Below are 26,696 nucleotides of genomic sequence, written 5' to 3'. Positions count from 1 at the left end.
GCCCCGAGGCCAAGTGCTCCGCGCTGCCCTCGTGGCACCGCGGCTGCCGGGCCCCCGCGCGGCGGTCATGTCGGGGTGGGTGTCCTGTCCTGGGGGCGGGCGCTCAGGAGCGGCCGTGCCGGATCGCCGGGTGGGAGCCCGCGGCGACCAGGTCGGCGACCGAGGTCCGGGGGTCCTTGCCGGTGACCAGCGACTCGCCGACCAGCACCGCGTCCGCGCCGTCGTTGGCGTAGGCGATCAGGTCGTGCGGTCCGCGGACACCGGACTCGGCGATCTTGACGATGTGGTCGGGGATCTCGGGGGCGACCCGGGCGAAGTTGCCGCGGTCGACCTCCAGGGTCTTGAGGTTGCGGGCGTTGACGCCGATGATCCTGGCGCCGGCGTCCACCGCGCGGGCGACCTCGTCCTCGTCGTGCACCTCGACCAGCGGCGTGAGCCCGATCGACTCGGCCCGCTCGATCAGCGAGACCAGCGCCTCCTGCTCCAGCGCGGAGACGATCAGCAGCGCGAGGTCGGCGCCGTAGGCCCGGGCCTCCCACAACTGGTAGGCGGTGACGATGAAGTCCTTGCGCAGGACGGGGATGTCGACCTTGGCGCGGACGGCCTCCAGGTCGGCCAGCGAACCGCCGAACTTGCGCTGCTCGGTGAGGACGGAGATGACCGCCGCGCCGCCCGCCTCGTAGTCGGCGGCCAGGCCGGCCGGGTCGGCGATCGCGGCGAGCGCGCCCTTGGAGGGGCTGGAGCGCTTGACCTCGCAGATCACCGTCACGCTCTCGCCCTTGAGGGCCGCGACGCCGTCCTTCGCGGGGCGCGCCTTGCGGGCCCGCTCCTTGAGCTCGTCGAGAGTGACGCGGGCCTGCCGCTCCGCGAGGTCGGCGCGGACCCCGTCGATGATCTCGTCGAGCACACTCACGCGAGCGGCCTCCTTCTTGAGCGGGGGAGGTGGACAGTCACCCGTGGGGACGAGCCGTCCCACCCGGTCCTTCGATGGTATCCGCCATGGCATGCAGGTCTCGCATCCGGTGGACCGCAGTCCCACGACCTGGACATTTGCCGGTGACGGGGAGGTTGTGCGGCCGCCTCGCCCGGCCGCGGTCACGGGGCCAGCGCGCTGCCGGCGGGGAGGTTGCGGACGAAGGTGAAGACCAGCAGCAGCCCGGCCAGCGCCCACCAGTGGACGGCCCGCGGCCGGGGGCCCGCCGTCGGGCGGCCCCGCACCGCACGGGTGAGCCAGACCGCCCAGAAGACCGCACAGGCGGCGTACCCGGCCACCGCGAGGGCGTTGGCGCCCAGGGCCGCGGGGAGATCTCCGTGGACGACGTCATGGGCGCTGCGCAGCCCGCCGCAGGCCGGGCAGTACAGGCCGGTCAGATGCAGCAGCGGGCACACCGGATAGTGGCCGGGCTCGTGCGGATCGACGGCGCCGACGTAGACGAATGCCGCGAGGGCGGCGGTCAGGGCGCCCAGGGGTGCCGCGAGACGGCGGGGCAGCGCGCTCCGCCGGGGGGCCGGGTGCGCCACGGGATCGCTCACGTGCCGATTGTGCGGCGGTGTGCGCGAAGGCGCAGCTTCTCGGCCGCCGTACGGAGCGGGCACGGACGGCGGGTACGGCACCACGGGTGCGTACGGGCCGGGAAGCGGCGCCTTCGAAGGGAACTGCGGGGTGGCGCCGGGCGGCGCCACGGGAGCGGGAGCTCAGCCCTCCTGCGGCTGGGCCTGCGCCGGGGAAGCGGGCTTGGCGCGGCGGGGCTCCTGGCCCATGCCAGCCGCACGCATCAGACCGCCGGCCACGGCACCGAGGCCGATCAGCACGATGCCGGCCCAGAAGCCGGGCACGTTCCCCAGCACGATGAAGGCTCCGGAGACGCAGAAGCCGATGAACGAGATGATGACGCCCGTCCAGGCGGCGGGGGTGTGTCCGTGGCCACTGCTCGACATGAATGCTCCTCGTTGCTCTGTCGCGCCGGGGTTCGGGGCGCGGTGATCCTCGTCGCCCATTGTCACCGATGCCGCGCGGAGCACCTTTACCGGGTGGGGTCCTCACCGCGGTCCAGGGACTTCCAGATCTCCTCCGGACGGTCCAGATCCGGCGGGGCCGGGGCCCGGCGCGGGCCGCGGGCGCCGCCGGGCGTGCGCTCGTACCGGCCCGACATCGCAGGCCAGTGGCGTCCGTACACCAGCGCCAGCAGCCCGGCGACCAGCAGCAGCCCGCCGCCGGCCGCGGCCACCCACGGCCAGCCGGTGTGCGTGACGTGATGCACACCGGCGCCGGTCAGGCCGACCGCGGTGGCGGCCTTCTCCCGCAGCGCGGAGGTGTCGGAGTTGCCCAGCACGGCGGCGACGGCGATGCCCGCGCCGCTGAGCGTGAGCAGCGCGGCGACCGCGATCCGGCCGACCCGGCGCACAGCGAAGACCGCGACCAGCGCGGCCAGGCCGACGACGGCCAGCGCGCCGGGCACCCCGGTCACATCGGCGCCGGTCACGCTGCGCGGCAGCGCGCCCTGGGCGAGCTCCGCGGAGCCCCGGGCCCAGATTCGGCCGGAGGCCAGCAGCGCCAGGCCCGCGCCGGCCGCGCCGGCCAGCAGGGCGAGGGCGAGACTGCGCGTGGCGCCGCGTGCGCGGCTGGCCGGCGCGGCGGCCGGCTCGCCCGCGGACGGGACGTCGGTACGGGTCTGGGGTACGGCACTCACGGGCACCACTATCGCGCACCGGCCGGCGGGGTCCGGTGCGCGGGGTGGGTGCGGGGCGTGCGGCCGGTCACTTTCCCAGGTGGTTGGCGGTGTGCACGGCGCGCAGCACGGCGGCCGCCTTGTTGCGGCACTCCGTGTCCTCGGCCACCGGGTCGGAGTCGGCGACCACTCCGGCGCCCGCCTGGACGTAGGCGGTGCCGTCCCGGAGCAGGGCCGTGCGGATCGCGATGGCGGTGTCGGAGTCGCCGGCGAAGTCGAGGTAGCCCACGCAGCCGCCGTACAGCCCGCGCCGGGTCGGCTCCAGCTCCTCGATGATCTGCAGGGCGCGCGGCTTGGGCGCCCCGGAGAGGGTGCCGGCGGGGAAGCAGGCGGTGAGCACGTCGAAGGCGCTGTGGCCCTCGGCCACCTGCCCGGTGACCGTGGAGACGATGTGCATCACATGGCTGTAGCGCTCGATGGACATGAAGTCGACGACCTCCACGCTGCCCGGCTCGCAGACCCGGCCCAGGTCGTTGCGGCCCAGGTCGACCAGCATCAGATGCTCGGCGCGCTCCTTGGGGTCGGCCAGCAGCTCCTCGGCCAGGGCCTGGTCGTCCTGGACGGTGGCGCCGCGCGGGCGGGTGCCGGCGATGGGGTGGACCGTGGCCCGGCCGCCCTCCACCTTGACCAGCGCCTCCGGGCTGGAGCCCACCACGTCGAAGGCGCCTTCCTCGGCGCCCTCGCCGCCCTCGAAGCGGAAGAGGTACATGTACGGGCTGGGGTTGGTGGCCCGCAGCACCCGGTAGACGTCCAGCGCGCTCGCCGTGCACGGCGTCTCGAAGCGCTGGGAGGGCACGACCTGGAAGGCCTCGCCGGCCCGGATGCGCTCCTTGATGTCCTCGACGGCGTCCTGGAAGGCCGGGCCGCCCCACTCGGCGGTGAACGGCGGGACCGCGGACGGCGGCATCGCGGCGGCGCTGGCGGGGGCGGGCCGGGCGAGGTCGTAGGCCATGGTGTCCAGTCGGGCCACGGCGTCGGCGTAGGCCTCGTCGACACCGGTGTCGAGGTCGTTGTGGTTGATCGCGTTGGCGATCAGCAGGACCGTGCCGTTCCAGTGGTCGAGGACGGCGAGGTCGGAGGTGAGCAGCATGGTCAGCTCGGGCAGCCGGAGGTCGTCGCTGGTCTGCTCGCCGATCTTCTCCAGGCGGCGCACGATGTCGTAGCCGAGGTAGCCGACCATGCCGCCGGTGAACGGCGGCAGTCCCGCGCCCTCGATGAGGTCGCGGGGGGTGTGCAGCGCCTCGACGGTGGCGCGCAGCGCCTGGAGCGGGTCGCCGCCGGTGGGGACGCCGACGGGCGGGGTGCCGAGCCAGTGCGCCTGCCCGTCGCGGGTGGTGAGGGTGGCGGCGCTGCGGACGCCGATGAAGGAGTAGCGCGACCACGTACGGCCGTTCTCGGCGGATTCCAGGAGGAAGGTGCCGGGGCGTTCCGCGGCGAGTTTGCGGTAGAGCCCGACCGGTGTGTCGCCGTCCGCGAGCAGGCGCCGGGTGACGGGGATGACCCGACGGTCCTTGGCGAGGGTGCGGAAGGTGTCGAGGTCCGGAGTGGCGGTGCCGGTGGTTCCCGTGGTCATGGCAGCGGAGCCTACTGGTCGGGCCCGGCCTCGGCGGCCAGGACGTCGGCGTCGAAGCAGGTGCGGTCGCCGGTGTGGCAGGCGGCGCCGACCTGATCGACCTTGATCAGGACGGTGTCGGCGTCGCAGTCCAGCGCCACCGACTTCACGTGCTGGACGTGGCCGGAGGTGTCGCCCTTGACCCAGTACTCCTGGCGGCTGCGGGACCAGTACGTGCAGCGGCCGGTGGTCAGGGTGCGGTGCAGCGCCTCGTCGTCCATCCACCCCAGCATCAGCACCTCGCCGGTGTCGTACTGCTGGGCGATGGCGGGGACCAGGCCGTCGGCGCCGCGCTTGAGGCGGGCGGCGATGGCCGGGTCGAGGGCGGAGGCGGCAGCGGGGGCCTGGCCGGGGGCGGTGGTGCGGCTGCGGGTCATGCGTCCATTGTGCCGTGCGGCATCCTGCACACATGCATCCTCAGGAGCCGCCCCTGCCGCCACCGCCGCCGGACCCGGACCGTGCCGCGCGGGTGGCCGCGCGGGTGCTGGGGGCGGTGTGCGCGGCGGCGGTGGCGGTGGCCGTGGCCATCGTGGTCGTGGTGTTCCGGCTGTAGGGCCTGTCCGACCCTGACCCGTCGGACGGGCCCCAGGTGTGCGCTCGGCCCCGGACGGCAGGAGCGGGCACGCGGGCGGTCAGACCCCCAGCTTTGCCGTCAGCAGCCGGTCGATCGCCTCCTTGTCGCCGTCCAGCGCCACGTCGGCCGCCTCCTGCCGGCCGAAGGCGAACATGGTCAGCTCGCCCGGCTCGCCGACGACCGTGACCACCGGGGTGCCGCGATGGGCGACCGCCGTCCGCCCGTCCGGCCGCCGCAGCACCAGGCCCACCGGCGACTTGCGGCCCAGCACCCGGGCCATCCGCTCCAGCCGGGACCACAGGGCGTCCGCGAAGACGGGGTCGAGCTCCCTCGCGGACCAGTCCGGCTGCGCCCGCCGCACGTCCTCGGTGTGCACGTAGAACTCGACGGTGTTGGACACCTCGTCGAGCTGCTTCAGTGCGAACGGCGACATCCTCGGCGGCCCGGTCCTGATCAGCTGGATCAGCTCCTCGTACGGCTTGGCGGCGAACTCCGCCTGCACCCGCTGGAGCCGTGCGGCCAGCGGCTTGACGAGGACCCCGGCGGCCGCGTCGGCGCGCCGTTCGCGCACCACCACGTGCGCGGCCAGGTCCCGCGCGCTCCAGTTCTCACACAGCGTCGGCGCCTCGGGGCCGGCGCTCTCCAACAGGTCGGCGAGAAGGAGCCGTTCACGCTTCGCATGGGTCGACATGCGGCCAGCCTACGACCGGCCCCGGAGCCCTGCCACGGGGCCGCGCCCGGCGGCCGCGGATGACCGGCCCGGTCACCCGGCTGCCAGGTCGTCAGCAATGGTGCCGCGCATCTGGCAGGGTGCCGTAGCGTCCGTCGTGCACCTGAAGCGCGGCGGCTGGTCGGCCGTCGTCAACTGTGCGCCCCCGCCTGTCCCAAGGGCATCGAGCTGTTCAGCATCACCACGATGAACCGCGCGTTCCTCCGGGCGGCGCGCACCGGGCGCTGAGTCAGACCGCGGCGGTCCCGATGAGCCCCTCGCGGGTGACGAGCGCGGCCAGCTCCGGCTCGCTGTACCCCGCGGTGCCGGCGGGCCGCCGGGGCAGGACCATGTAGCGGCTCTCCGCGCTGGAGTCCCACACGGTGATCGCGGTGTCGTCCGGCAGCACCAGCCCGAACTCGGCCAGCACGGCCCGCGGTTCCCGTACCACCCGCGAGCGGTAGGCCTCGCTCTTGTACCAGGACGGCGACGGCCCCAGCAGCCCGACCGGATAGCAGGAGCACAGCGTGCACACCAGGACGTGGTGCGTGGTGGCGGTGTTCTCGACGACCTTGAGCCGCTGCTCCTGGATGCCGCCCGCCATCGACAGCCCCACCTCGGGCAGCGCCGCGTTCGCGTCGGTCAGCAGCCGCTCCCGGAACCCCTCGTCGGTCCAGGCCCGCGCCGCGATCCGCGCTCCGTTGACCGGCGAGGCGCCCTTCAGCATCGCGGCGAGGGACGCGTCCAGTTGCTCCTGTGCGACCACCCCGGCCTCGATCAGCCGCTCCTCCAGCCGCCGCACCCGCGCCGCCACCGGCGCACTCGTGTGCTCGCCGCTCATGTCCCGTCCTCCCGTACCCGCTCGATGTACGACTCCCAGAGGTCGACCGTGACCTGATGACCGCCCTCGCCCCACAGGTCGCCCGCGGTGAAGGCCACGGTGTAGACGGGCTCCACCCGGGGCTCGGCCACCCCTGCCGCCACCTCGTCCGCGAGCTCCCAGCTGCCCTGGCACTCGACGATCCGCCCCACCTGGCCGCGCACATAGCGCGGCGCCCGGTTGTGCCCCGCGGGGTCGCCGGGGCGCACCCGCACCCGCTCCCCCGCCCGGAATTCAGCCCGCACCGAGCAGCCCCCGCTCGGCCAGCAGCGTCTCGATCGCGAGCAGCCACCGCTCGTAGTACGACGCCGCCAGATACTGCTGCGGTGCCATCCGCTCGACCGCGTCCCGGAACTCGTCGAGCCGGTACACCCCGTTCCGTACCAACGTGGAGTTGAGCGCGAACACCCGCGCCTCCCAGTCGGCGTGGAACGGCGGCTCGTCCGCCTCGATCTCCAGCGCCCCGAACCCGGTCTGGCCACCTACATCGTTGACACGGCTCATGGGCGGAGCCTACGCGTCAATGATCTTCGTGTCAGCAGGCTCCGGGGCGGCGGCCTTCGGGTCAGCGCACCGGGTGCCCCGCGCTCCGGAGGGCGTCCTTGACCTGGCCGATGCGCAGGTCGCCGAAGTGGAAGACGGAGGCGGCGAGCACCGCGTCGGCGCCGGCCGCGACGGCCGGGGCGAAGTCGTCCAGCCGGCCGGCGCCGCCGGAGGCGATCACCGGGACGGTGACGTGCTTGCGGACCGCCTCGATCATCTCGACGTCGTAGCCGTCCTTGGTGCCGTCGGCGTCCATGGAGTTCAGCAGGATCTCGCCGGCGCCGAGGGCGGCGGCGCGGTGGGCCCATTCGACGGCGTCGATGCCGGTGCCGCGGCGGCCGCCGTGGGTGGTGACCTCGAACCCGGAGGGGGTGCCGGCGTCGGTGCGGCGGGCGTCGACCGACAGCACCAGGACCTGGCTGCCGAAGCGCTCGGCGATCTCGCGGATCACGTCGGGCCGGGCGATGGCTGCGGTGTTGACGCCGACCTTGTCGGCGCCGGCCCGCAGCAGCTTGTCCACGTCGTCGGGGGTGCGCACGCCGCCGCCGACGGTGAGCGGGATGAAGACCTGCTCGGCGGTGCGGCGGACCACGTCATAGGTGGTCTCGCGGTTGCCGGAGGAGGCGGTGATGTCGAGGAAGGTCAGCTCGTCGGCGCCCTCCTCGCCGTAGATCTTCGCCATCTCGACCGGGTCGCCGGCGTCCCGCAGGTTCTGGAAGTTGACGCCCTTGACGACCCGGCCGTTGTCGACGTCCAGGCAAGGGATGACTCGGACCGCCAGGGTCATGGGTGGGAGGGCCTTTCTGACTGTTCGCGGAATGCTTCGAGTTCTACTTCGACCAGGACGCGGGAGTCGACGAAGCCGGAGACCACGACCAGGGTCGCGACCGGCGGGGTGGCCTCGAACAGCTCCCGGTGGGCGCGGCCGGCCGCGTCCACGTCGCGGAGGTGGGTGAGGTACAGCCGGGTCCGCAGTACCGCGTCGGCGCCCAGGCCGAAGGGCGTGAGCGCGGCCAGCGCGTTGGTGAGGGCGGTCCGGGTCTGGACGTAGGGGTCGCCCTCCCCCTGGAGCACGCCGTCGACCAGTGGCATCGTGCCGGCGACCAGGACCCGGTCGCCGGCCGCCACGGCGCGCGCGAAGCCGATCTTGTCTTCCCAGGGGTTGTCGGTCCGTACGCGCTCGATGGTCATCACGCGGCCTTTCGTTCGCCGTTACGACACTGCTGCCAGCGCCTCTTCGAGGGTGAACGCCTTCGCATAGAGCGCCTTGCCGACGATCGCGCCCTCCACACCTTCGGGTACCAGCGTGGCGAGCGCCCGCAGGTCGTCGAGGGAGGAGACGCCACCGGAGGCGACGACGGGGCGGTCGGTGGCCGCGCAGACGTTCCGCAGCAGCTCCAGGTTGGGGCCCTGGAGGGTGCCGTCCTTGTTGATGTCGGTGACGACGTAGCGGGCGCAGCCCTCGGCGTCGAGGCGGGCCAGCGTCTCGTAGAGGTCGCCGCCGTCGCGGGTCCAGCCGCGGCCGCGCAGCGTCGTCCCGCGCACGTCCAGGCCGACCGCGATCTTCTCGCCGTGCTCGGCGATGACCTTGGCGACCCACTCGGGGGTCTCCAGCGCGGCGGTGCCGAGGTTGACCCGGCGGCAGCCGGTGGCGAGCGCGGCGGCGAGCGTGTCGTCGTCGCGGATACCGCCGGACAGCTCGACCTTGATGTCCATGGACCGGGCGACCTGGGCGATCTGCGCCCGGTTGTCGCCGGTGCCGAAGGCCGCGTCGAGGTCGACGAGGTGCAGCCATTCGGCGCCGGCCCGCTGCCAGGCGAGGGCCGCCTCCAGCGGGTCGCCGTAGGAGGTCTCGGAGCCGGACTCGCCGTGGACGAGGCGGACGGCCTGGCCGTCGCGGACGTCGACGGCGGGGAGGAGTTCGAGCTTCGGCATCAAGGGGCTCACAGGGTGTTGATCCAGTTGGTCAGGAGCTGGGCGCCGGCGTCGCCGGACTTCTCGGGGTGGAACTGGGTGGCCCACAGCGGGCCGTTCTCGACCGCGGCCACGAACCGCTCACCGTGGGTGGCCCAGGTGACCTTCGGTGCGGCGAGGTGGGGGTTGCCGACCTCCAGCTCCCAGTCGTGCACCGCGTAGGAGTGCACGAAGTAGTAGCGGGCGTCGGCGGGCAGCCCGGCGAAGAGCTGCGAGCCGTCGGCGGCCTCGACGGTGTTCCAGCCCATGTGCGGGACGACCTCGGCCTTGAGCGGGCCGACCGTGCCGGGCCACTCGTCCAGGCCCTCGGTCTCGATGCCGTGCTCGATGCCGCGGCCGAAGAGGATCTGCATGCCGACGCAGATGCCCATCACGGGGCGCCCGCCGGACAGCCGGCGGCCGACGAGCCAGTCGCCGCGGGCCTCCTTCAGCCCGGCCATGCAGGCGGCGAACGCGCCGACGCCGGGGACCAGCAGCCCCTCGGCGTTCATCGCCCGGTCGAAGTCCCGGGTGATCTCCACCTCGGCGCCGACGTGCGCCAGGGCGCGCTCGGCGGAGCGGACGTTGCCGAAGCCGTAGTCGAAGACGACGACCTTCTTACGGGGTGCCGAGGCGGTCAATTCCATACCTCCAACCGGAGCACACCGGCGGCCAGGCACAGCGCCGAGCCGACGGACAACAGCACGATCAGGCTCTTGGGGAGTTGCTGCTTCCAGAAGGAGTAGACGCCGCCGAGGAGGAAGAGGCCGAGCAGGATGAAGACGGTCGACAGGCCGTTCACAGCGCGCCCTTCGTGGACGGGATGATGCCGGCCGCCCGCGGGTCCCGCTCGCTGGCGTAGCGCAGCGCCCGGGCCAGCGCCTTGAACTGGCACTCCACGATGTGGTGGGCGTTGCGGCCGTACGGCACGTGGATGTGCAGCGCTATCTGGGCCTGGGCGACGAACGACTCGAAGATGTGCCGGGTCATGGTCGTGTCGTAGCTGCCGATCATCGGCGCCATGTTCTCCGGCTCGGTGTGCACCAGATACGGGCGGCCGGAGAGGTCGACGGTCACCTGGGCCAGCGACTCGTCCAGCGGGACGGTGCAGTTACCGAAGCGGTAGATGCCGGACTTGTCGCCGAGGGCCTGCTTGAAGGCGGCACCCAGCGCGAGGGCGGTGTCCTCGATGGTGTGGTGGGTGTCGATATGCAGATCGCCGTCGGTCTTGACCTTCAGGTCGAACAGGCCGTGCCGGCCGAGCTGGTCGAGCATGTGGTCGTAGAAGCCGACCCCGGTCGACACCTCCACCTCGCCCCGGCCGTCGAGATCGATCTCGACGAGCACGGACGTTTCCTTCGTGGTGCGCTCCACGCGTCCTACGCGGGTCATCGCTTGCTCTCCTTCAGTACTGCACGAACCGCGTCGAGGAACGCGTCGTTCTCGGCCGGGGTGCCGGCGGTGACCCGCAGCCAGCCCGGTACGCCGTTGTCACGGACCAGCACGCCGTGGTCGAGGATCGCCTGCCAGGTGGCGTGCGCGTCGTCGAAGAGACCGAACTGCACGAAGTTGGCGTCGGAGTCGACGACCTGGCAGCCGCTCGCCCGCAGCTCGGTGACCAGGCGGTCCCGCTCGGCCTTGAGCTGCTCGACGTACTTCAGCAGGGTGTCGGTGTGCTCCAGCGCGGCGAGCGCGGTGGCCTGGGTGACGGACGAGAGGTGGTAAGGCAGCCGCACGAGCTGGACGGCGTCGACCACGGCGGGATCGGCGGCCAGATAGCCCAGCCGCAGTCCGGCCGCGCCGAACGCCTTGGACATGGTCCGCGAGACCACCAGATTCGGCCGGCCCTCGATCAGCGGCAGCAGCGAGGGGCGGTGGCTGAACTCGCCGTAGGCCTCGTCGACCACCACCAGGGCCCCGGCGCCGTCGGCCCGCGCCGCCTGCGCGGCGTCGTACAGCGCCAGCACCGTCTCCGCCTCGACGGCGGTGCCGGTGGGGTTGTTCGGCGAGCAGATGAAGACCACGTCGGGCCGCTGCTCGGCGATGGCCGCCCGCGCCGCCTCGACGTCGATGGTGAAGTCGGCGCCCCGCGGGCCGGAGATCCAGCCGGTGCCCGTGCCGCGGGAGATCAGCCCGTGCATGGAGTACGACGGCTCGAAGCCGAGGGCCGTGCGGCCGGGGCCGCCGAAGGTCTGCAGCAGCTGCTGGATGACCTCGTTGGAGCCGTTGGCGGCCCAGATCTGCTCCCGGGTGACCGGGTGGCCGCCGGTGCCGGTGAGGTAGCGGGCCAGCGCCTCGCGCAGCTCGACCGCGTCCCGGTCGGGGTAGCGGTTGAGCTGCCGGGCGGCCTCGGTCACCCGCTCGGCGATCCGCCGGACCAGCGGTTCGGGCAGCGGGTAGGGGTTCTCGTTGGTGTTCAGGCGCACCGGGACGTCCAGCTGCGGCGCGCCGTAGGGGGACTGGCCGCGCAGCTCGTCCCGGATGGGGAGGTCGTCGATACGGGTCACGTGCCTGCTCACTTGCTCTGCGGGACCTTCCATTCGAACCTGGCCTTCAGCGCGGCGCCATGGGCCGGGAGGTCCTCGGCCTCGGCGAGGGTCACCACATGGTGGGCGACCTCGGCCAGCGCGTCGCGCGAGTAGTCCACGACATGGATGCCGCGCAGGAAGGACTGCACGGACAGGCCGGAGGAGTGGCAGGCGCAGCCGCCGGTGGGCAGGACGTGGTTGGAGCCGGCGCAGTAGTCGCCGAGCGAGACCGGGGCCCAGGGGCCGACGAAGACCGCGCCGGCGTTGCGGACCCGGGCGGCGACGGCGGAGGCGTCGGCGGTCTGGATCTCCAGGTGTTCGGCGCCGTAGGCGTCCACGACCGTGAGGCCCTCGTCGATGCCGTCGACGAGGACGGTCGCGGACTGCCGGCCGCCCAGCGCCTCGGTGATCCGCTCGATGTGCTTGGTGGCGGCGACCTGCCGCTTGAGGGCCTCGTCGACGGCGTCGGCGAGCTCGGCGGAGTCGGTGACCAGCACGGCCGCGGCCAGGGTGTCGTGCTCGGCCTGGCTGATCAGGTCGGCGGCGACGTGCTCGGGGTCGGCGGTGGCGTCCGCGAGGACCGCGATCTCGGTGGGGCCGGCCTCGGCGTCGATGCCGATGCGTCCCTTGAGCAGGCGCTTGGCGGAGGCGACGTAGATGTTGCCGGGGCCCGTGACGAGGTTGACCGGCAGGCACTCCTCGGTGCCGTACGCGAACATCGCGATGGCCTGGGCGCCGCCGGCGGCGTAGACCTCGTCGACGCCGAGCAGGGCGCAGGCGGCGAGGATGGTCGGGTGCGGCCGGCCGCCGAACTCCTTCTGCGGCGGGGAGGTGACGGCGATGCCGGTGACCCCGGCCTCCTGCGCCGGGACGACGTTCATGACGACGGAGGACGGGTAGACCGCCAGGCCGCCGGGGACGTAGAGCCCCACCCGCTCGACGGGCACCCAGCGTTCGGTGACCGTGCCGCCGGGGACGACCTTGGTCGTGACATCGGTGCGGCGCTGTTCGCGGTGGACGATCCGGGCACGCCGGATGGACTCCTCCAGAGCGGCCCGCACGGCCGGGTCCAGCCCGTCGAGGGCCTCGCGCAGGGCCTCGTCGGGCACCCGTACGCGGGTGATCTCGACGCCGTCGAACCGCCGCGCACAATCGATCAGCGCCGCGGTGCCGCGATGGCGTACGTCCTCGCAGATGGGCCGCACCTTCTCCAGGGCGGCTTCCACGTCGAACTCGGCACGGGGCAGCAGATCGCGCAGGGCGCCGCCCTCGGGGAGGGCGTCACCGCGCAGGTCGATTCGGGAGATCACCCTCCCAGTGTCTCAGACCTGCTCCTGGGCCCGAGCGGCCGTATCACTCAGTGATACACAGCGGCGTGCGCCGCGGACGCACCGTGACCCGGCCGTTCGAAGTTGACCGGAGTTGGCCCTGACCACGCGTGTTCAAGCAGACACGGGGCGGGCAAGGGCCAGCTGACGGCGTACGGGGACGCCTGTGGGACGCCACACGACCGGTGCACGAGGGTGCGTCCGAACAGGTTGCGACACACCACGGGACAGCAAGGGGGATCCACAGTGACCGAGCCCGGGGACGGCGACGCGCCCGCCGACCTGCAACTGACCTCCGCGGAATGGAGCATGTGGCAGGCCTTCCGCAACGGCAGCACCTGCGACCTGCACATCGGCGATCCGGCCCGCGACGATCCGCACGGGCAGCACCTGTGGGGCCCCGAGCGCCGGGTGCGCGCCCGGGTCGTGGCGCTGCTGATGCTCGACGGGCCGCCCCCGCAGCCGGGACGGGTGGCCGCCTTACAGCTCACCGGCGCGTACATCACGGACACTCTCGACGTTGCGGGCGGCACGATCAAGCCATTCGTGGAGCTGCGGGACTGCCGCTTCGAGGCCGAGGTGGTGCTGCCGGAGAGCCACTTCACCACGCTGCGGCTGGTGAACTGCGCGATACCCCGGCTGGAGGCGGCCCGGCTGCACACCGAGGGCGATCTCCATCTGCCGCGCTGTGTGGTGCAGTCCGGCATCCGGCTCACGGACGCGCAGATAGGCACCGATCTGATGCTCAATCAGACCATCGTCCACAAGGACCGCCAGGGCCGGTCGCTCATGGCGGACGGGCTGACCGTCGCACAGGACCTGCAGGCCGAGATGATGGAGTCCTACGGCGAGCTGTCGCTGCGCGGCGCCACCGTCGGCGTCTCGCTGAGCCTGCGCGGCAGCCGGCTGTGCAACCCGTTCGGCCGCCGGGCGCTGAACGCCCCGCAGCTGACCGTCGAGCGCACTCTCTATCTGACCGCCGCGGGCCTGGCGAACTCCCCGTTCTCCAGCGGCGCCACTCCCCCGTACGGCATCGGCCAGACCCCCTCGCGCGGCACCCGGGTGCAGCGCTTCGAGTGCGAGGGCGGGATGCGGCTGGACGACGGGCGCTTCGGCGACGCGGTCGACTTCGAGAACGCCCGCTTCATCATGGAGTCCGACCAGGAGCTGTCGCTGCGCCGGATCCAGACGCCCGAGCTGCGGTTCCTCGGTGAGCGCCCGCAGCGCGGCCGGGTCATCCTCTCCGGTGCCCGGGTGGTCAACCTCATCGACAAATCGGCGAGCTGGCCGGGGCTGGGCGGGCTGTGGATGGCCGGCTTCGCCTACGAGACGCTGATCCCGCGCGGGCACTTCCCGCTGGCGCTGCGGCTGCAGTGGGTGGCCGCGGCGACCCCCGAGTACGCGCCCGAGCCGTACGAGATGCTGGCCGCCTCGCTGCGCAGCACGGGTGAGGACGCCGACGCCCGGGAGGTGCTGCTGGCCAAGCAGCGGCGCCGCCGCGAGACGCTGCCGCTGGCCGCGAAGCTCTGGGGGATCCTGCAGGACTGGACGGTGGCCTACGGCTACCGGCCGGGGCGGGCCGCGGTGTGGATGGCCGTGCTGTGGGCGATCGGCACGCTCTACTTCTCGACGTCCCCTCCGCCGCCCCTGAAGGCGGGTGAGGCGCCGCCCTGGAATCCGTATCTCTACTCCCTGGACCTGCTGCTTCCGGTGATAGACCTCAATCAGGGGGCCGCCTGGAAGCCGGGCGGCGGGTCGCAGTGGGTGGCCGCGGTGCTGATCCTGGCGGGCTGGGTGCTCGCCACCACGGTCGCGGCCGGCGCCTCGCGGCTGCTGCGGCGGCAATAGCCGGTACGGGTGATGGCCCGGACCGCTACAGGCTCTAGGCTTACCGGCTGTGACCTCCGTGCGCCTCCCCCTCTTCCCGCTGAACTCGGTGCTGTTCCCGGGACTCGTACTCCCGCTCAACGTCTTCGAGGCGCGCTACCGGGCGATGATGCGCGATCTGAGCGCGGTGCCCGAGGACGACCGCCGGTTCGCGGTGATCACCATCCGGGACGGCCGGGAGGTCGCGCCCACCGCGCAGGGCATGCCGGACGCCACGCTGCCGACCGCGGAGGGTCCCGCAGCAGGCTTCGGTGACGACCCGATGCGGGCGTTCCACACGGTCGGCTGCATCGCGGACGCGGCCACCATCCGGGAGAAGTCGTCCGCCGACGACACCGGCTACGAGGTGCTCGCCACCGGCACCACCCGCTTCCGGCTGCTGTCGGTGGAGGCCTCGGGGCCGTATCTGACCGGTGAGGTGGAGGAGCTGCCGGACGACGAGGGGGACGGCGCGGGCGCGCTGGCCTCCGGCGTCGTCCGGGCCTTCCGCACCTATCAGAAGCGGCTGGCCTGGGCGAACGAACGGACCCTGTCGAGCGGCCAGGACCTGCCGGCCGACCCGTCCGTGCTGTCGTATCTGGTGGCCGCGGCCGCCGTGCTGGACGTCCCCGCCAAGCAGCAGCTGCTGGAGGCGCCGGACGCCGCGGCCCGGCTGGCACAGGAGCTGACGCTGCTGCGCCAGGAATCGGCGCTGCTCGGCAAGCTCCCGTCGCTGCCGGCCGTGGACCTGACCCGGCAGCCCACCCACCCCAACTGACGTTCCGCGGCCCGGGCCCGCGGGGGGCCGGTCCCTGGCGAGTGAGGCGTTTTCACGGTGCCGAAGAAGACGAAGCAGAAGAAGGGCGGGCAGCCCGGGGGCGGTACGCCCGCGACGGTGGCGCTCACCGCGTCCGGTGTGCCCTTCACGGTGCATGCCTACGCGCACGACCCGGCCGCCGCCTCGTACGGCGAGGAGGCCGCCGAGGCCCTCGGGGTCGCGCCCGAGCAGGTCTTCAAGACGCTGCTCGCGGAGGTCGACGGCGCGCTGACGGTCGCCGTGGTGCCGGTGTCGGGGTCCTTGGACCTGAAGGCGCTGGCGACCGCGGTGGGCGGCAAGCGGGCCGCGATGGCCGATCCGGCGGCGGCCGAGCGCAGTACGGGGTACGTCCTGGGCGGGATCTCACCGCTGGGGCAGCGCAAGCGGCTGCCCACGGTCGTGGACGCCTCCGCCCAGGGCCGGCCGACCGTGTGTGTCTCGGCGGGGCGGCGCGGCCTGGAGGTCGAGCTGACGCCGGAGGACCTGGTGGCGCTCACGGGCGCCCGGGTCGCGCCGATCGCACGGAGCTAGCCGGTCCGGTCCGGGCGTCCCGGAGACCGGGCGGGGGCAGCCGCGAGGGCGGCCGCCCCTGCTGGTGCGTCGGTGTCCGGCGGCGTCAGTGCGCGGTGGGCGCGTCCGGCGCGGGCGGCTCTTCCGGGTGGTCGTGGTGACCGGACCAGTCCGGATCCGGCTCCGGGTCCCGCGGACCGAAGAGCCCGGTCAGCGCCAGCTGGGTGAGCATCGAGGCGATCGGCCAGGCCAGCAGCGCGCCCTTGGCCTGGAGCCGCAGCGGGCCCGAGAAGGTCACCCCGGGGCCGACCTGCTTGGCGTGCGCGGCCACGTCCGGGGTGGGGCCCAGCCACATCCCCGTCACCCAGCCCAGCACCGCACCCAGCAGCCCGCCCACGACCAGCGCCACGACCAGCGGAATCCCGCCGCGCCGGCGCAGCAGGAAGACCACGGCGGCGCTGAGCACCCCGAAGCCGAGGGACAGCAGGACGAAGGTGCCGTCCGCGCCGATCGCCTCCTCGCCCTCGGTGTTCTTCAGGTAGACGTTGCGGGTGTCCGCGATCAGCGGGATGTGCGGGGCGAGCCAGTTCCACAGCACCCCGAGCAGCACTCCGCTCACCGCGACCACGAGCACGATCAGCGCGCCCTCGCGCAGCTCACGCGCCAGCTCGGGGCCGCCGAGGCCGGTGTGGTCAGGGTGCTCGGCGGTGGCTCCGTGGCTGGGGGCGGGCGCGGCCTGGGGGTGCTGCGGCTCGTCGGGCGGTTGGTTGTCGCGGGGCGTCAGCGGTGCGGTCACCCCGTCATCGTGCCAGGTGGGGCCGGGGGGACCGGCGGCAGGACGCCCGTTGGAGGGGCCGGAGGCGGTCATCGGGTGGCCGCCCGCCGGTAGGCCCAGGTGGCGACGGCCAGCGAGAGCACCCCGACGGCCGCACAGACACCCAGGTCGGCGGCGACCACGAGCCAGTCGGGATGCGGGTCGAAGCTGCGCGACAGCGCCTCCACGCCATAGGTCGACGGCAGCAGATCGCGGGCCCAGCCGAGCACCTCGGGCATCCGCGCGGCCGGCAGCACCCCCAGCAACAGCGCCGCCGACATCCCCAACTGGCCGCAGAGCGTGGCGAGTTCGGGGCGCGGGGCGAGCAGTCCGAGGGCCGCGCCGAGGCCGGCCAGCGCCGCCCCGGCGAGCGGGATCACGGCGGCCAGCACCCACAGATGGGCCATCGGCAGCTGGAAGAGTACACAGCCGGTGACCGCGGTGACGATCGTGCCCGGCACGGTGAAGGAGGCGTACGCGGCGGCGGCGCCGAGCACCACGGCGGCCGGCGGCACCGGCAGCGTCGCATAGTGGTCGAGCCCGCCGCCGGCCCGCAGCTGGCCGAAGTACTGGGCGAGGAGGTTGAGCGCGACGAAGGCGACGACCAGCACGCTGGAGCCGGACACCACCGACCGCGCCGGGTCACCGCTGTCCACCACTCCGCGCAGCAGGACCATGATCCCGACGGACTGGAAGGTGGCCACGAACAGCAGCGGGATCCGTGCCACCCGGGCCCGGGAGAGCTGGGCGCGGTAGACGGCGCCGAGCGCGGGCCCGAAGCGGGCACGGGGCGCCAGCGGGGCGGCACCGTCCCCGGTCCCCACCCCGGCGCCGACGGCCGTACCGGCCACCGCCTGCACGGGAACCACACTCACGCTGTCACCGAGCCTTCCTCGTTCTGCCGGCTGCTGTCCGCGCGCCGTCCGCGGTCTTCGATACGTGCGCCGCACCCCGCGCCGTTCACGCCTTGACCAGCCCCTCCGCGCGGCCGCCGAGGGCAAGGTACACATCCTCCAGGCTCGGCGTGGCGAGGGTGAAGTCGTCGAGGGCGGCGAAGGCGGGACCCGAGGTGACGGCGGCGACGGCGGTGCGGGCCCGGTCGGCGGGGAGCCGCAGGGTCCAGCGGCGGCCGGAGGTGTGCGCGGCGGCGGCGAGGGCGGCGACCTCGGGCACGTCCAGCGGCGGCCGGTCGCGCCACACCAGCTCCAGCCGGACCTCCTCGCTCACCATCTCCTTCAGTCCGCCGGGCGTGTCGCAGGCGATCACCCGGCCCCGGTCGATCACCGCGACCCGGTCGAGCACGCTCTCGGCCTCCAGGACGTTGTGGGTCACCAGCATCACCGTGACGCCGCGCTCGGCGCGCCGCCGGTCGACCGCGGCCCAGACGGCGCGCCGGGCGACCGGGTCCATCCCGGTGGTCGGCTCGTCCAGCACCAGCAGCGGCCGCTCGCCGATCAGCGCGGTGGCGAAGCAGGCCAGCCGCCGCTGCCCGCCGGACAACTGCTTCAGCGCCCGTCCCGTGAGGTCGGTGAGGCCCAGCTCGCCGATCACCGCGTCCCGCTCGGCACGCGCCTCGCGGGCGCCGAGGCCGCGCAGCCGTCCGGTGGTCTCCACCGCCAGCGCGACGGTCATCTCGTCCAGCGCCGTGGACTCCTGGCCCAGGTAGCCCAGCAGGCGGGCGGCCCGCTCCGGGTGGCGCACCAGGTCGTGGCCGAGGACGGCGATGCTGCCGGAGTCCGGGCGCAGCAGTCCGGTCAGCTGGCGCACCAGGGTGGACTTGCCGGCGCCGTTGGGGCCGAGCAGCCCGAAGATCTCGCCGCGGCGCACGTCCAGGGTGATGCCGTCGTTGGCCCGTACGGCGGGCGCCTGTGCCGCCCCGCGGCGCCCGCGCGTCGCGGGGTACGTCTTGACCAGGTCCCGCACGGCGCACACCGGCACACCGCGCTCCACCTGTTTTGCGCCCGTCCTCACGAGCTATGAGGGTACGCGTCCCCGGACCGCCTCCGGCCCGCGGGGCACCGGCGGGCGAGCCGGGCCCGGGGCCGTCAGTCCGCGGCCGGGGCGTGCTCGGCGGCCGTGCGCAGATCGACCTCGCGCCAGAAACCGGCCCGGATGGCATAGCGGTCGTGCTCGTCGATCTGGTCGTCCTTGTGGGCGAGCAGTCCGAAACGGGCGGCGTAGCGCAGCAGTTCACCGTCGATGCGGTGCGGGATGCGCGGGTACTCCGTCGACAGCTGCGTCAGATGTGCGGTGTCGGAGAGCCGGTCGGTCCAGCGGCGGGCGAAGACCTGGCCGACCTCGAAGGGGTCGCCGCTGACGGCGGTGATGTCCTCCTCGCGGTCGGCCCAGCGCTGCTCGGCGCTGGTGAGCTGGGCGAGTGTGGGCAGGCCCGCGGTCGCCTCCGGTTCGCCGGCCGGGCCGCCGCGCTCGACCCAGCCCTTGTCGGACGACCAGCGCAGGGTGGCACCGGCCGCGGCCCCGGGACGGTCGGCGCCCGGGCCGGCCGGTCCCTGGCCGGCGGCGTGCGCCCGGCCGAGCCCGGCCAGGTCCTTGGGGGTGGGCACGACCTTGGAACCGGTGGCGCCGGGCTCGCCGTCGGCGGCCGCGGCGCTCTCGGCGCCGGCCGGCGGGCGGGCGACCCCGTTGGCGCCGCCGCGCTCATGGGTGTGCTCGGCGGATTCCGGACCGGCCGCGGCCGCGGCGGCCGCGGACTCGGGCAGCGGGGCGGAGAGGATCGCGGCGATCTCGGGCCGCGGCACGGGCGGCGGGGCGCAGGGGCCGCCGAGCTCCTTTGCGCGCACCGCGCGGGTGATCCAGGTGCGGTCCAGCACCCGCCGCTCATCGGCCTCGGCGACCAGGTCCTCGGACTGGTTGTAGTCGCCGTCGGCGGCCTGGACGGCCCACAGGTGGACGGCGACGCCGTGCTCCTTCGCCGACATCAGCCCGGGCAGCAGATCGCCGTCGCCGGTGACCAGCACGATGTCGGAGCAGGCGCGGTTACGGGCGAGTTCGGTCAGCTCGGCGTGCATGGCGGCGTCCACGCCCTTCTGCGCCCAGCGGCCGTCGCTGCGGGTCAGGGCGCCGAGCCGGACGGTGACCCGGGGCATCACCCGCAGTCGGCGGTGCTCGGGCTGCGGGACGCGGTCGGGGGCGCCGTCGAACCAGTAGATCCGCAGCAGCGGGCGTTCGGTGTCCGCTTCGGCACGCTGGCGCAGGCCCTGGATGAGGGCGGCGTGGTCAACGGTGATCCGGGACCGTGCGGGCTCTCCGGCGAGCAGGCTCGCGGCGGCACCGAGCAAATACCCGGCGTCCACCAGGACGACGCAGCGATCCACGTTCCACCCTCTTCCCTGAGGTGCTGAAAGTCCGGTCGCCCCCCGGCTCGGCCCATGGCACGAGTTTTCTTCGGCTTTCCATCGAGTCTGCCCGACCGTACGGGCGTTATCAGCCCGAACTCGATCATCGGCGTGGCGGATTCGGCCGGGAATTCGTGCACAGCGCGTGATCGGCCGTTTTACGCACGGTAATTGCCCGAAATGCAGGCATCTGTCCGGCGTGTAAGTCTGGTTCCGGCCCAGATCCCGAATTCCCCCCCAGGAGGCAAGGTCATGGCCAAGGACAAGAAGCAGGACCGCAGCCGGCAGCAGAAGACGGCATCCGCGGCCGAGCGCGGCCAGCAGGAGGCCCAGCGCACGAGCGTGGAGGCACAGACCCAGGCGCGGTCCCAGGCTCAGGGCAGCCCGGCAGATGTTGCACGTAAGCACCAGCGGCGCTTCGGTCACAACTGATCGCTGCCGCACGGGAGTTGAGGGGCGCGCCCACTTCGGGCGCGCCCCTCGGGGTAAGTCCGGTGGCTCAGGGGCCCGGCGAGGATCCGCCGGGCAGGCCCTGAACCGGTGTGCCGGGCGGCGCCGGCCGGTCAGCCCGCCAGGCAGGACGGGCCGAGCAGCACCTTCAGATCGCCGAACAGCGAGGGGTCGGCCGTGACCCGGTGCCGGTCCAGCCGGAGCACCGTCGTCTTGCGCGCCCCGAGCAGCTTGATCCGCACCTCGGTGGAGCCGCGGTGGCTGCTGAGCACCTCACCGAGCTTCTCGACCATCGGCGGGGTGACCTTGACCGTCGGAATGGTGATCGTCACGGGGGCGTTGGTGCCGGCCTCGGAGAGGTCGGGGACCATCATCTCCATCGCGACCAGCCGCGGGATGTCCTCCCGCTTGTCGAGGCGGCCCTTGACGAAGACCACGGTGTCCTCGACGAGTTGGGTCGACACCAGCTGGTAGGTCGCCGGGAAGAACATGCAGTCGATGGAGCCGGCCAGGTCCTCGACGGTGGCGATCGCCCAGGCGTTGCCCTGCTTGGTCATCTTGCGCTGCAGACCGGAGATGATGCCGCCGATGGTGACGATCGAGCCGTCCGAATAGTCGCCGCCGGTCAGCTGGGCGATGGCGGCGTCCGCCTTGTCGGACAGCACGTGTTCCAGGCCGAAGAGCGGGTGGTCGGAGACGTAGAGACCGAGCATCTCGCGCTCCTGGGCGAGGAGGTAGGTCTTGTCCCATTCGACGTCCGAGAACTCGATGTCCAGACCGAAGCCGGGGCCCTCGGAGGTGTCGCCGGACTCGCCGGCCATGCCGCCGAAGAGGTCGAACTGCCCCTCGGCCTCCTTGCGCTTGACCTGGACGACGTTGTCGATCATCGGCTCGTAGTGCGCCATCAGGCCCTTGCGGGTGTGGCCCAGCTCGTCGAAGCCGCCGGCCTTGATGAGGGACTCGGTGGTGCGCTTGTTGCAGACGACCGCGTCGACCTTGTCGAGGTAGTCGGGGAAGGAGGAGTACTTCCCCTTGGCCTTGCGGCAGCGGATGATCGAGTCGACGACGTTCTGGCCGACGTTGCGGACCGCGGTGAGGCCGAAGAGGATCACGTCGTCGCCCTGGGCGGCGAAGTTCGCCTCCGACTCGTTGACGTTCGGCGGCAGCACCTTGATGCCCATGCGCCGGCACTCGTTGAGGTAGACCGCCGACTTGTCCTTGTCGTCGCGCACGGACGTCAGCAGCGCGGACATGTACTCGGCCGGGTAGTTGGCCTTGAGGTAGGCGGTCCAGTAGGTGACCAGGCCGTACGCGGAGGAGTGCGCCTTGTTGAAGGCGTAGCCGGCGAACGGGACCAGGACGTCCCACAGGGCCTGGATGGCCTGGTCGGAGAAGCCCTTCTTCTTCGCGCCCTCCTGGAAGAGCACGAAGTTCTTCGCGAGTTCCTCGGGCTTCTTCTTGCCCATGACGCGGCGGAGGATGTCGGCCTCACCGAGGGAGTACCCGGCGATGATCTGGGCGGCCTTCTGCACCTGCTCCTGATAGACGATCAGGCCGTAGGTGAGGCCCAGGACCTCCTTGAGGGGCTCCTCCAGCTCCGGGTGGATCGGGGTGATCTCCTGGAGGCCGTTCTTGCGCAGCGCGTAGTTGGTGTGCGAGTCCATGCCCATCGGGCCGGGGCGGTACAGGGCCGAGACTGCGGAAATGTCCTCGAAGTTGTCGGGCTTCATCAGCCGCAGCAGCGAGCGCATCGGGCCGCCGTCGAACTGGAAGACGCCGAGGGTGTCACCGCGGCAGAGCATCTCGTAGGTCTTGGGGTCGTCCAGCGGAACGGAGAGCAGCTCCAGGTCGACGCCCTTGTTCTTCTGCACCATCTTGACGGCGTCGTCCATGATGGTGAGGTTGCGCAGGCCCAGGAAGTCCATCTTGAGCAGGCCGAGCGACTCGCACTGGGGGTAGTCCCACTGCGTGATGGTCACGCCGTCGGTGTGCCGCGTCCAGAGCGGGGCGTGGTCGACGATCGGCTCGCTGGACATGATCACGCCGGCCGCGTGCACACCCATCTGCCGGACCAGGCCCTCGACGCCCTTGGCGGTGTCGATGACCTTCTTGACGTCCGGTTCGCTCTCGTACATCCCCCGGATCTCGCCCGCCTCGCTGTAGCGCGGGTGCTTGGGGTCGGTGATGCCGCTGAGGTCGATGCCCTTGCCGAGGACGTCGGCGGGCATGGCCTTGGTGAGGCGGTCGCCCATCGCGTAGGGGTAGCCCAGGACGCGCGCGGAGTCCTTGATGGCGTTCTTGGCCTTGATCTTGCCGTAGGTGCCGATCATGGCGACCTTGTCGGCGCCGTACTTCTCCGTCACATACCGGATCACTTCGACGCGCCTGCGCTCGTCGAAGTCGATGTCGACATCGGGCATGGAGACACGCTCGGGGTTGAGGAACCGCTCGAAGATCAGCCCGTGCTCGATCGGGTCGAGGTCGGTGATGCCCATGGCGTACGCCACGATCGAACCGGCCGCGGAGCCACGGCCGGGGCCGACCGCGATGCCGTTGTTCTTGGCCCACATGATGAAGTCGGCGACCACGAGGAAGTAGCCGGGGAACCCCATCTGGATGATGACGTCCATCTCGTACTCGGCCTGCTTCTGGCGGTCCTCGGGGACGCCGCCCGGGAAGCGGCGCTTCATGCCGACCCGGACCTCCTCCTGGAACCAGGTGACCTCGGTGAAGCCCTCCGGGATGTCGAACTTCGGCATCAGGTCGCGCTTCTCGAACATCCCGGTGATGTCGATCTGGTCGGCGACCAGGCGGGTGTTGGCACAGCCCTGCTGCCAGGCGTCCGAGGAGTCGATGGCGTACATCTCCTCCGTGGACTTGAGGTAGTAGCCCGTGCCGTCGAAGCGGAAGCGGTCCGGGTCGGAGAGGTTCTTGCCGGTCTGGATGCACAGCAGCGCGTCGTGCGCGGTGGACTCGTGCGCATAGGTGTAGTGCGAGTCGTTGGTGACCAGCGGCGGGATGCCGAGCTCCTTGCCGATCTTCAGCAGGTCGTCGCGGACCCGGCGCTCGATCTCGATGCCGTGGTCCATCAGCTCCAGGAAATACCGGTCCTTGCCGAAGATGTCCTGATACTCGCCGGCGGCCTTGCGCGCCTCGTCGTACTGGCCCAGGCGCAGCCGGGTCTGGAGTTCACCGGAGGGGCAGCCGGTGGAGGCGATCAGGCCCTCGGACCACTGGGCGATGGTCTCCTTGTCCATCCGCGGCCACTTCTGCAGCCAGCCCTCGGCGTACGCGTCCGAGGACAGCCGGAAGAGGTTGTGCAGACCGGTCTTGTCCGCCGCCCAGATGGTCTTGTGCGTATAACCACCGGAACCTGAGACGTCATCGCGCTTCTGGTGCGGCTGGCCCCACTGGATCTTGCGCTTGTTGCGCCGCGACTCCGGGGCGACGTACGCCTCGATGCCGATGATCGGCGTCACGCCGGCCTTCTGCGCGGAGTGGAAGAAGTCGTACGCGCCGTGCAGATTGCCGTGGTCGGACATCGCGATGTGCGTCATGCCCATCTCGTTGGCCGCCTTGAACATGTCCGACAGCCGCGCCGCACCGTCCAGCAGGGAGTACTGGGTGTGGACGTGCAGATGTGTGAACGGGGCCTGGGACGCGGCAGCCACAGCGGGGGACCTCCGGAGAGCGGTCGGCGGGGCACTCCCGGCGCGAGCCGGGGGCCGGTGGATGGTCTCGAAGTCTACGACTCCTGACTGACAATCGCCGGGCACGCGCGAGTAGCCTCACCCGTTGTCAGTGGCAGACCGCGACCCGGTACGTCACGGCGCTCCGAACCATTTTCCGCACCTCAGGAGGCACCCAGCGATGCCGTCCCAGCACGCCCCGGCGCAGGACGCCGAGCAGCGCGGCGAGGAGATCCTCGCCGTTTTCGACACCGCCTTCGGGGAACTGCTCGCCGCCGACCCCGCGGCCTTCCGCGTGAAATTCCGGAAGATGGCCGCCTCCGCCTTCGCCTTCTACCGGGGGACGGCGTGTCTGTTCTACCGGGACCTGGAGGCCGGTGCCGCCCAGGGTGACGGCAAGGACAGCGGCCCGTATCTGGACGAGCGGACCAGCCGGGTGTGGATCCACGGCGATCTGCACGCCGAGAACTTCGGCACGTACATGGACGCCACGGGCCGGCTGATCTTCAACGTCAACGACTTCGACGAGGCCTACGTCGGCCCGTTCACCTGGGACCTCAAGCGGTTCGCCGCCTCGGTCGCGCTGATCGGCTACGCCAAGGCGCTCAGCGACAAGCAGATCACCGACCTGGTGCGCACCTACGCCGCCGCCTACCGGGAGCGCATCCACGCCCTGGCCTCCGGTCGGACGAACGCCGACAAGGACGAGCTGCCGCCGTTCATGCTGGAGACCGCCGAGGGCCCGCTGCTGGACGCGCTGCGCGACGCCCGCGCGATGACGCGGTTCGGGCTGCTGGACTCGATGACGGAGATCCGCGACTTCGAGCGCCGCTTCGCGCCGGGCGGCGGCAGCGTCGAGCTGGACGCGGCCACCCGCTACAAGGTGCTCGCCGCCTTCGACGGCTACCTGGAGACGCTGCCCGAGTCGAGCCTGGGCCGGCCGGACTCCTACCGCGTCAAGGACGTGGTGGGCCGGCGCGGCATCGGCATCGGTTCGGCCGGGCTGCCGTCGTACAACATCCTCCTGGAGGGCAACAGCGACGCCCTGGAGAACGACGTCGTGATCTACATGAAGCAGGCGCAGACCCCGGCGGTCTCCCGGCACCTCACCGACCCCGCGGTCCGCGGCTACTTCCAGCACGAGGGCCACCGCACGGTCATCTCGCAGCGCGCCCTGCAGGACCACGCCGACCCGTGGCTGGGCTGGACCGAGCTGGACGGCGCCGGCCAGCTGGTCGCCGAGATCTCGCCGTACGCGGTCGACCTGGACTGGTCGGACATCGACGACCCGGAGGAGATCGCGGCGGTGGTGGCCGACCTGGGGCGGGCCACCGCGACCATGCACGCCGCCGCGGACGACGAGAGCGGCCACTCGCTGGTGCCGTTCTCGACGGAGCGGGCGATCGACGCGGCCATCGCGGCCGACGAGGAGGGCTTCGCGGCGCTGCTGGTGGACTTCGCGCACTCCTACGGCGCCCGCGCCCGCGCCGACCACCAGATCTTCGTGGACCTCTTCCGCAACGGCCGGATCCCCGGCCTCTAGCCACACGGGCAGCGGCGCGGTCAGGAGCGCGCCCAAGCGACCGAGATGTGCCGTACGCACCGTATTTCCGGGTGCGTACGGCTAAGGACCCCCTTAGCCGCCGCTTATCCCGGCCCATGGCACACTCGGCTGCAATGGACACCTCGGCGGCACACCTGCGGGCACTGCGCGCGGCGCTCTTCACGGCGCTGTGCGTCACGCTGTCCGCGGCCTCCCATGTGCTGCTGTCCCGGATGCCGCTGCCGCCGGCGACCGTCGCCGCGCTGTGCGTCGCCGTGTTCGTGATCGCCTACGTGCTGGCCGGCCCGGAGCGCGGCTACTGGCGGATCGCGGCCCTGCTGGTCCCCCTGGAACTCGCCGCCGACCTGGTCTTCAGCCTCGGCCAGCACGCCTGTTACGGGGAGGCCGGCGGCCCGGTCGCCGGTCCGCTGCGCTCGCTGGATCTGCTGTGCGGCGGCGGCCCGGTCGGCACCCCCATGGCGGCCTCGCCCGGCCAGAGCCCCTCGCCCGTGGCGACCTGGTGCGTCCTGCTCGCGGCGCATCTGCTCGTCGGGCTGCTGGCGGCCGGCTGGCTGCGCCGCGGCGAGGCCGCGCTGCACCAGCTGCTGGGCGCGGTGGCCGGCTTCGCCTTCCGCCCGCTGCTGATCGCCGTCGCGGTGATCGGCGCCACCGCCGCCCCGCGCCGCCCGGTGCCCGCCCCCGTCCGGGCCGGGCATCTCCCCCGCGCCGACCCCCTGCTGGTGCACTGCGTGGTACGCCGTGGGCCGCCCTGCGCGCTCGCCGCGTGAGCCCCGC

The 26,696-nt window shown here is 72.5% G+C and carries 30 protein-coding genes; 7 read left to right on the top strand and 23 right to left on the bottom strand.

All coding sequences use genetic code 11. The annotated features are described in order from the left end of the window. Positions 1 to 103 precede the first annotated feature (103 nt). The 6 genes from trpC to hisI form a co-directional block, all read right to left on the bottom strand. Complete coding sequence (trpC, locus tag EST54_RS14560; RefSeq protein ID WP_129248035.1) at positions 104 to 913, bottom strand: indole-3-glycerol phosphate synthase TrpC; 810 nt, start codon at positions 911 to 913, stop codon at positions 104 to 106. A 182-nt stretch (positions 914 to 1,095) separates the two neighbouring features. Then, positions 1,096 to 1,533 (bottom strand): DUF2752 domain-containing protein, encoded by a 438-nt coding sequence (locus EST54_RS14555; protein WP_129248034.1) that lies wholly within the window; start codon positions 1,531 to 1,533, stop codon positions 1,096 to 1,098. Between the two features lie 162 nt (positions 1,534 to 1,695). Next, positions 1,696 to 1,938 carry an HGxxPAAW family protein gene (locus tag EST54_RS14550; protein WP_129248033.1) on the bottom strand — a complete coding sequence of 81 codons (243 nt, stop codon included), beginning with the start codon at positions 1,936 to 1,938 and terminating at the stop codon, positions 1,696 to 1,698. An 86-nt stretch (positions 1,939 to 2,024) separates the two neighbouring features. Beyond that, entirely contained in the window at positions 2,025 to 2,690 is a 666-nt protein-coding gene (locus EST54_RS14545; RefSeq protein ID WP_129248032.1) for a TIGR02234 family membrane protein, read from the bottom strand. Positions 2,691 to 2,757: 67 nt separating this feature from the next. Beyond that, on the bottom strand, positions 2,758 to 4,302 hold the full coding sequence (locus EST54_RS14540) for an anthranilate synthase component I (RefSeq protein WP_129248031.1): 1,545 nt from the start codon (positions 4,300 to 4,302) through the stop codon (positions 2,758 to 2,760). Between the two features lie 11 nt (positions 4,303 to 4,313). Beyond that, positions 4,314 to 4,718: a phosphoribosyl-AMP cyclohydrolase gene (hisI, locus tag EST54_RS14535; protein ID WP_129248030.1), complete on the bottom strand. Its 405-nt coding sequence runs from the start codon at positions 4,716 to 4,718 to the stop codon at positions 4,314 to 4,316. Between the two features lie 32 nt (positions 4,719 to 4,750). Here hisI and EST54_RS34060 point away from each other — a divergent pair, with 32 nt between their 5' ends. Beyond that, positions 4,751 to 4,894: a hypothetical protein gene (locus EST54_RS34060; RefSeq protein ID WP_154074018.1), complete on the top strand. Its 144-nt coding sequence runs from the start codon at positions 4,751 to 4,753 to the stop codon at positions 4,892 to 4,894. A gap of 79 nt (positions 4,895 to 4,973) precedes the next feature. On the opposite strand, the gene EST54_RS14530 is transcribed toward EST54_RS34060, so the two are convergent. From EST54_RS14530 to hisD, 12 genes are all read right to left on the bottom strand, one after another. Beyond that, on the bottom strand, positions 4,974 to 5,606 hold the full coding sequence (locus EST54_RS14530; RefSeq protein ID WP_129248029.1) for a TIGR03085 family metal-binding protein: 633 nt from the start codon (positions 5,604 to 5,606) through the stop codon (positions 4,974 to 4,976). A 268-nt stretch (positions 5,607 to 5,874) separates the two neighbouring features. Then, positions 5,875 to 6,465, bottom strand: a complete 591-nt coding sequence (locus EST54_RS14520; protein WP_129248028.1) for a nitrile hydratase subunit alpha — start codon at positions 6,463 to 6,465, stop codon at positions 5,875 to 5,877. After that, complete coding sequence (locus EST54_RS35900) at positions 6,462 to 6,749, bottom strand: SH3-like domain-containing protein (RefSeq protein ID WP_129248027.1); 288 nt, start codon at positions 6,747 to 6,749, stop codon at positions 6,462 to 6,464. Before EST54_RS35900 ends, EST54_RS14520 begins: the two co-directional genes overlap by 4 nt. After that, positions 6,739 to 7,008, bottom strand: coding sequence for an SH3-like domain-containing protein (locus EST54_RS35895; protein ID WP_129248026.1), 270 nt, complete (start codon positions 7,006 to 7,008; stop codon positions 6,739 to 6,741). The genes EST54_RS35900 and EST54_RS35895 overlap by 11 nt, the downstream gene beginning before the upstream one ends. A 61-nt stretch (positions 7,009 to 7,069) precedes the next feature. Continuing rightward, complete coding sequence (gene hisF, locus EST54_RS14505; protein ID WP_129248025.1) at positions 7,070 to 7,834, bottom strand: imidazole glycerol phosphate synthase subunit HisF; 765 nt, start codon at positions 7,832 to 7,834, stop codon at positions 7,070 to 7,072. Further along, positions 7,831 to 8,238 carry a Rid family hydrolase gene (locus tag EST54_RS14500; protein ID WP_129248024.1) on the bottom strand — a complete coding sequence of 136 codons (408 nt, stop codon included), beginning with the start codon at positions 8,236 to 8,238 and terminating at the stop codon, positions 7,831 to 7,833. Before EST54_RS14500 ends, hisF begins: the two co-directional genes overlap by 4 nt. A gap of 21 nt (positions 8,239 to 8,259) precedes the next feature. Further along, entirely contained in the window at positions 8,260 to 8,982 is a 723-nt protein-coding gene (priA, locus tag EST54_RS14495; protein ID WP_129248043.1) for a bifunctional 1-(5-phosphoribosyl)-5-((5-phosphoribosylamino)methylideneamino)imidazole-4-carboxamide isomerase/phosphoribosylanthranilate isomerase PriA, read from the bottom strand. Between the two features lie 8 nt (positions 8,983 to 8,990). Beyond that, positions 8,991 to 9,647, bottom strand: a complete 657-nt coding sequence (gene hisH, locus EST54_RS14490; protein ID WP_129248023.1) for an imidazole glycerol phosphate synthase subunit HisH — start codon at positions 9,645 to 9,647, stop codon at positions 8,991 to 8,993. Next, positions 9,638 to 9,802 carry a hypothetical protein gene (locus tag EST54_RS34655; RefSeq protein ID WP_167511540.1) on the bottom strand — a complete coding sequence of 55 codons (165 nt, stop codon included), beginning with the start codon at positions 9,800 to 9,802 and terminating at the stop codon, positions 9,638 to 9,640. Before EST54_RS34655 ends, hisH begins: the two co-directional genes overlap by 10 nt. Further along, positions 9,799 to 10,392 (bottom strand): imidazoleglycerol-phosphate dehydratase HisB, encoded by a 594-nt coding sequence (hisB, locus tag EST54_RS14485; protein ID WP_030085936.1) that lies wholly within the window; start codon positions 10,390 to 10,392, stop codon positions 9,799 to 9,801. The genes EST54_RS34655 and hisB overlap by 4 nt, the downstream gene beginning before the upstream one ends. Next, entirely contained in the window at positions 10,389 to 11,507 is a 1,119-nt protein-coding gene (locus tag EST54_RS14480) for a histidinol-phosphate transaminase (protein ID WP_129248042.1), read from the bottom strand. The genes hisB and EST54_RS14480 overlap by 4 nt, the downstream gene beginning before the upstream one ends. Before the next feature lie 8 nt (positions 11,508 to 11,515). After that, positions 11,516 to 12,838 carry a histidinol dehydrogenase gene (gene hisD / locus EST54_RS14475; RefSeq protein WP_129248022.1) on the bottom strand — a complete coding sequence of 441 codons (1,323 nt, stop codon included), beginning with the start codon at positions 12,836 to 12,838 and terminating at the stop codon, positions 11,516 to 11,518. 264 nt (positions 12,839 to 13,102) lie between these two features. Here hisD and EST54_RS14470 point away from each other — a divergent pair, with 264 nt between their 5' ends. The 3 genes from EST54_RS14470 to ybaK are packed head-to-tail and all read left to right on the top strand — an operon-like array spanning position 13,103 to position 16,070. After that, positions 13,103 to 14,704 carry an oxidoreductase gene (locus EST54_RS14470; RefSeq protein WP_129248021.1) on the top strand — a complete coding sequence of 534 codons (1,602 nt, stop codon included), beginning with the start codon at positions 13,103 to 13,105 and terminating at the stop codon, positions 14,702 to 14,704. A 49-nt stretch (positions 14,705 to 14,753) separates the two neighbouring features. After that, positions 14,754 to 15,500, top strand: a complete 747-nt coding sequence (locus tag EST54_RS14465; protein ID WP_129248020.1) for an LON peptidase substrate-binding domain-containing protein — start codon at positions 14,754 to 14,756, stop codon at positions 15,498 to 15,500. Between the two features lie 57 nt (positions 15,501 to 15,557). Continuing rightward, on the top strand, positions 15,558 to 16,070 hold the full coding sequence (ybaK, locus tag EST54_RS14460) for a Cys-tRNA(Pro) deacylase (protein ID WP_129248019.1): 513 nt from the start codon (positions 15,558 to 15,560) through the stop codon (positions 16,068 to 16,070). An 85-nt stretch (positions 16,071 to 16,155) separates the two neighbouring features. Here the strand turns inward: ybaK and EST54_RS14455 are convergent, their stop codons facing one another. The 4 genes from EST54_RS14455 to EST54_RS14440 all read right to left on the bottom strand — a co-directional run bounded on the left by EST54_RS14455 (position 16,156) and on the right by EST54_RS14440 (position 20,198). Further along, on the bottom strand, positions 16,156 to 16,845 hold the full coding sequence (locus EST54_RS14455) for an ABC transporter permease (RefSeq protein ID WP_174857438.1): 690 nt from the start codon (positions 16,843 to 16,845) through the stop codon (positions 16,156 to 16,158). Between the two features lie 68 nt (positions 16,846 to 16,913). After that, positions 16,914 to 17,738 (bottom strand): ABC transporter permease, encoded by an 825-nt coding sequence (locus EST54_RS14450; protein WP_129248017.1) that lies wholly within the window; start codon positions 17,736 to 17,738, stop codon positions 16,914 to 16,916. 85 nt (positions 17,739 to 17,823) lie between these two features. Then, the gene (locus tag EST54_RS14445; RefSeq protein WP_129248041.1) at positions 17,824 to 18,813 is read right to left on the bottom strand and encodes an ABC transporter ATP-binding protein; all 990 of its coding nucleotides are present in this window, start codon (positions 18,811 to 18,813) and stop codon (positions 17,824 to 17,826) included. Between the two features lie 95 nt (positions 18,814 to 18,908). Beyond that, on the bottom strand, positions 18,909 to 20,198 hold the full coding sequence (locus EST54_RS14440) for an NYN domain-containing protein (protein ID WP_129248016.1): 1,290 nt from the start codon (positions 20,196 to 20,198) through the stop codon (positions 18,909 to 18,911). Between the two features lie 273 nt (positions 20,199 to 20,471). Here EST54_RS14440 and EST54_RS14435 point away from each other — a divergent pair, with 273 nt between their 5' ends. Then, positions 20,472 to 20,651: a hypothetical protein gene (locus EST54_RS14435; protein WP_129248015.1), complete on the top strand. Its 180-nt coding sequence runs from the start codon at positions 20,472 to 20,474 to the stop codon at positions 20,649 to 20,651. Between the two features lie 131 nt (positions 20,652 to 20,782). On the opposite strand, the gene dnaE is transcribed toward EST54_RS14435, so the two are convergent. Further along, positions 20,783 to 24,340 (bottom strand): DNA polymerase III subunit alpha, encoded by a 3,558-nt coding sequence (dnaE, locus tag EST54_RS14430; RefSeq protein WP_129248014.1) that lies wholly within the window; start codon positions 24,338 to 24,340, stop codon positions 20,783 to 20,785. A 199-nt stretch (positions 24,341 to 24,539) separates the two neighbouring features. Between dnaE and EST54_RS14425 the strand changes: the two genes are divergently transcribed. Together EST54_RS14425 and EST54_RS14420 are read left to right on the top strand one after the other, a co-directional pair. Continuing rightward, the gene (locus EST54_RS14425) at positions 24,540 to 25,901 is read left to right on the top strand and encodes a DUF2252 domain-containing protein (RefSeq protein ID WP_129248013.1); all 1,362 of its coding nucleotides are present in this window, start codon (positions 24,540 to 24,542) and stop codon (positions 25,899 to 25,901) included. Positions 25,902 to 26,035: 134 nt separating this feature from the next. Continuing rightward, positions 26,036 to 26,689: a hypothetical protein gene (locus EST54_RS14420; RefSeq protein ID WP_129248012.1), complete on the top strand. Its 654-nt coding sequence runs from the start codon at positions 26,036 to 26,038 to the stop codon at positions 26,687 to 26,689. Positions 26,690 to 26,696: the final 7 nt, after the last annotated feature.

The sequence above is a fragment of the Streptomyces sioyaensis genome, assembly GCF_004122735.1.
Lineage (GTDB): Bacteria > Actinomycetota > Actinomycetes > Streptomycetales > Streptomycetaceae > Streptomyces > Streptomyces sioyaensis.
The sequence above is the reverse complement of the archived record's forward strand: the minus strand, read 5'-3'. Positions and strand labels throughout refer to the sequence as shown.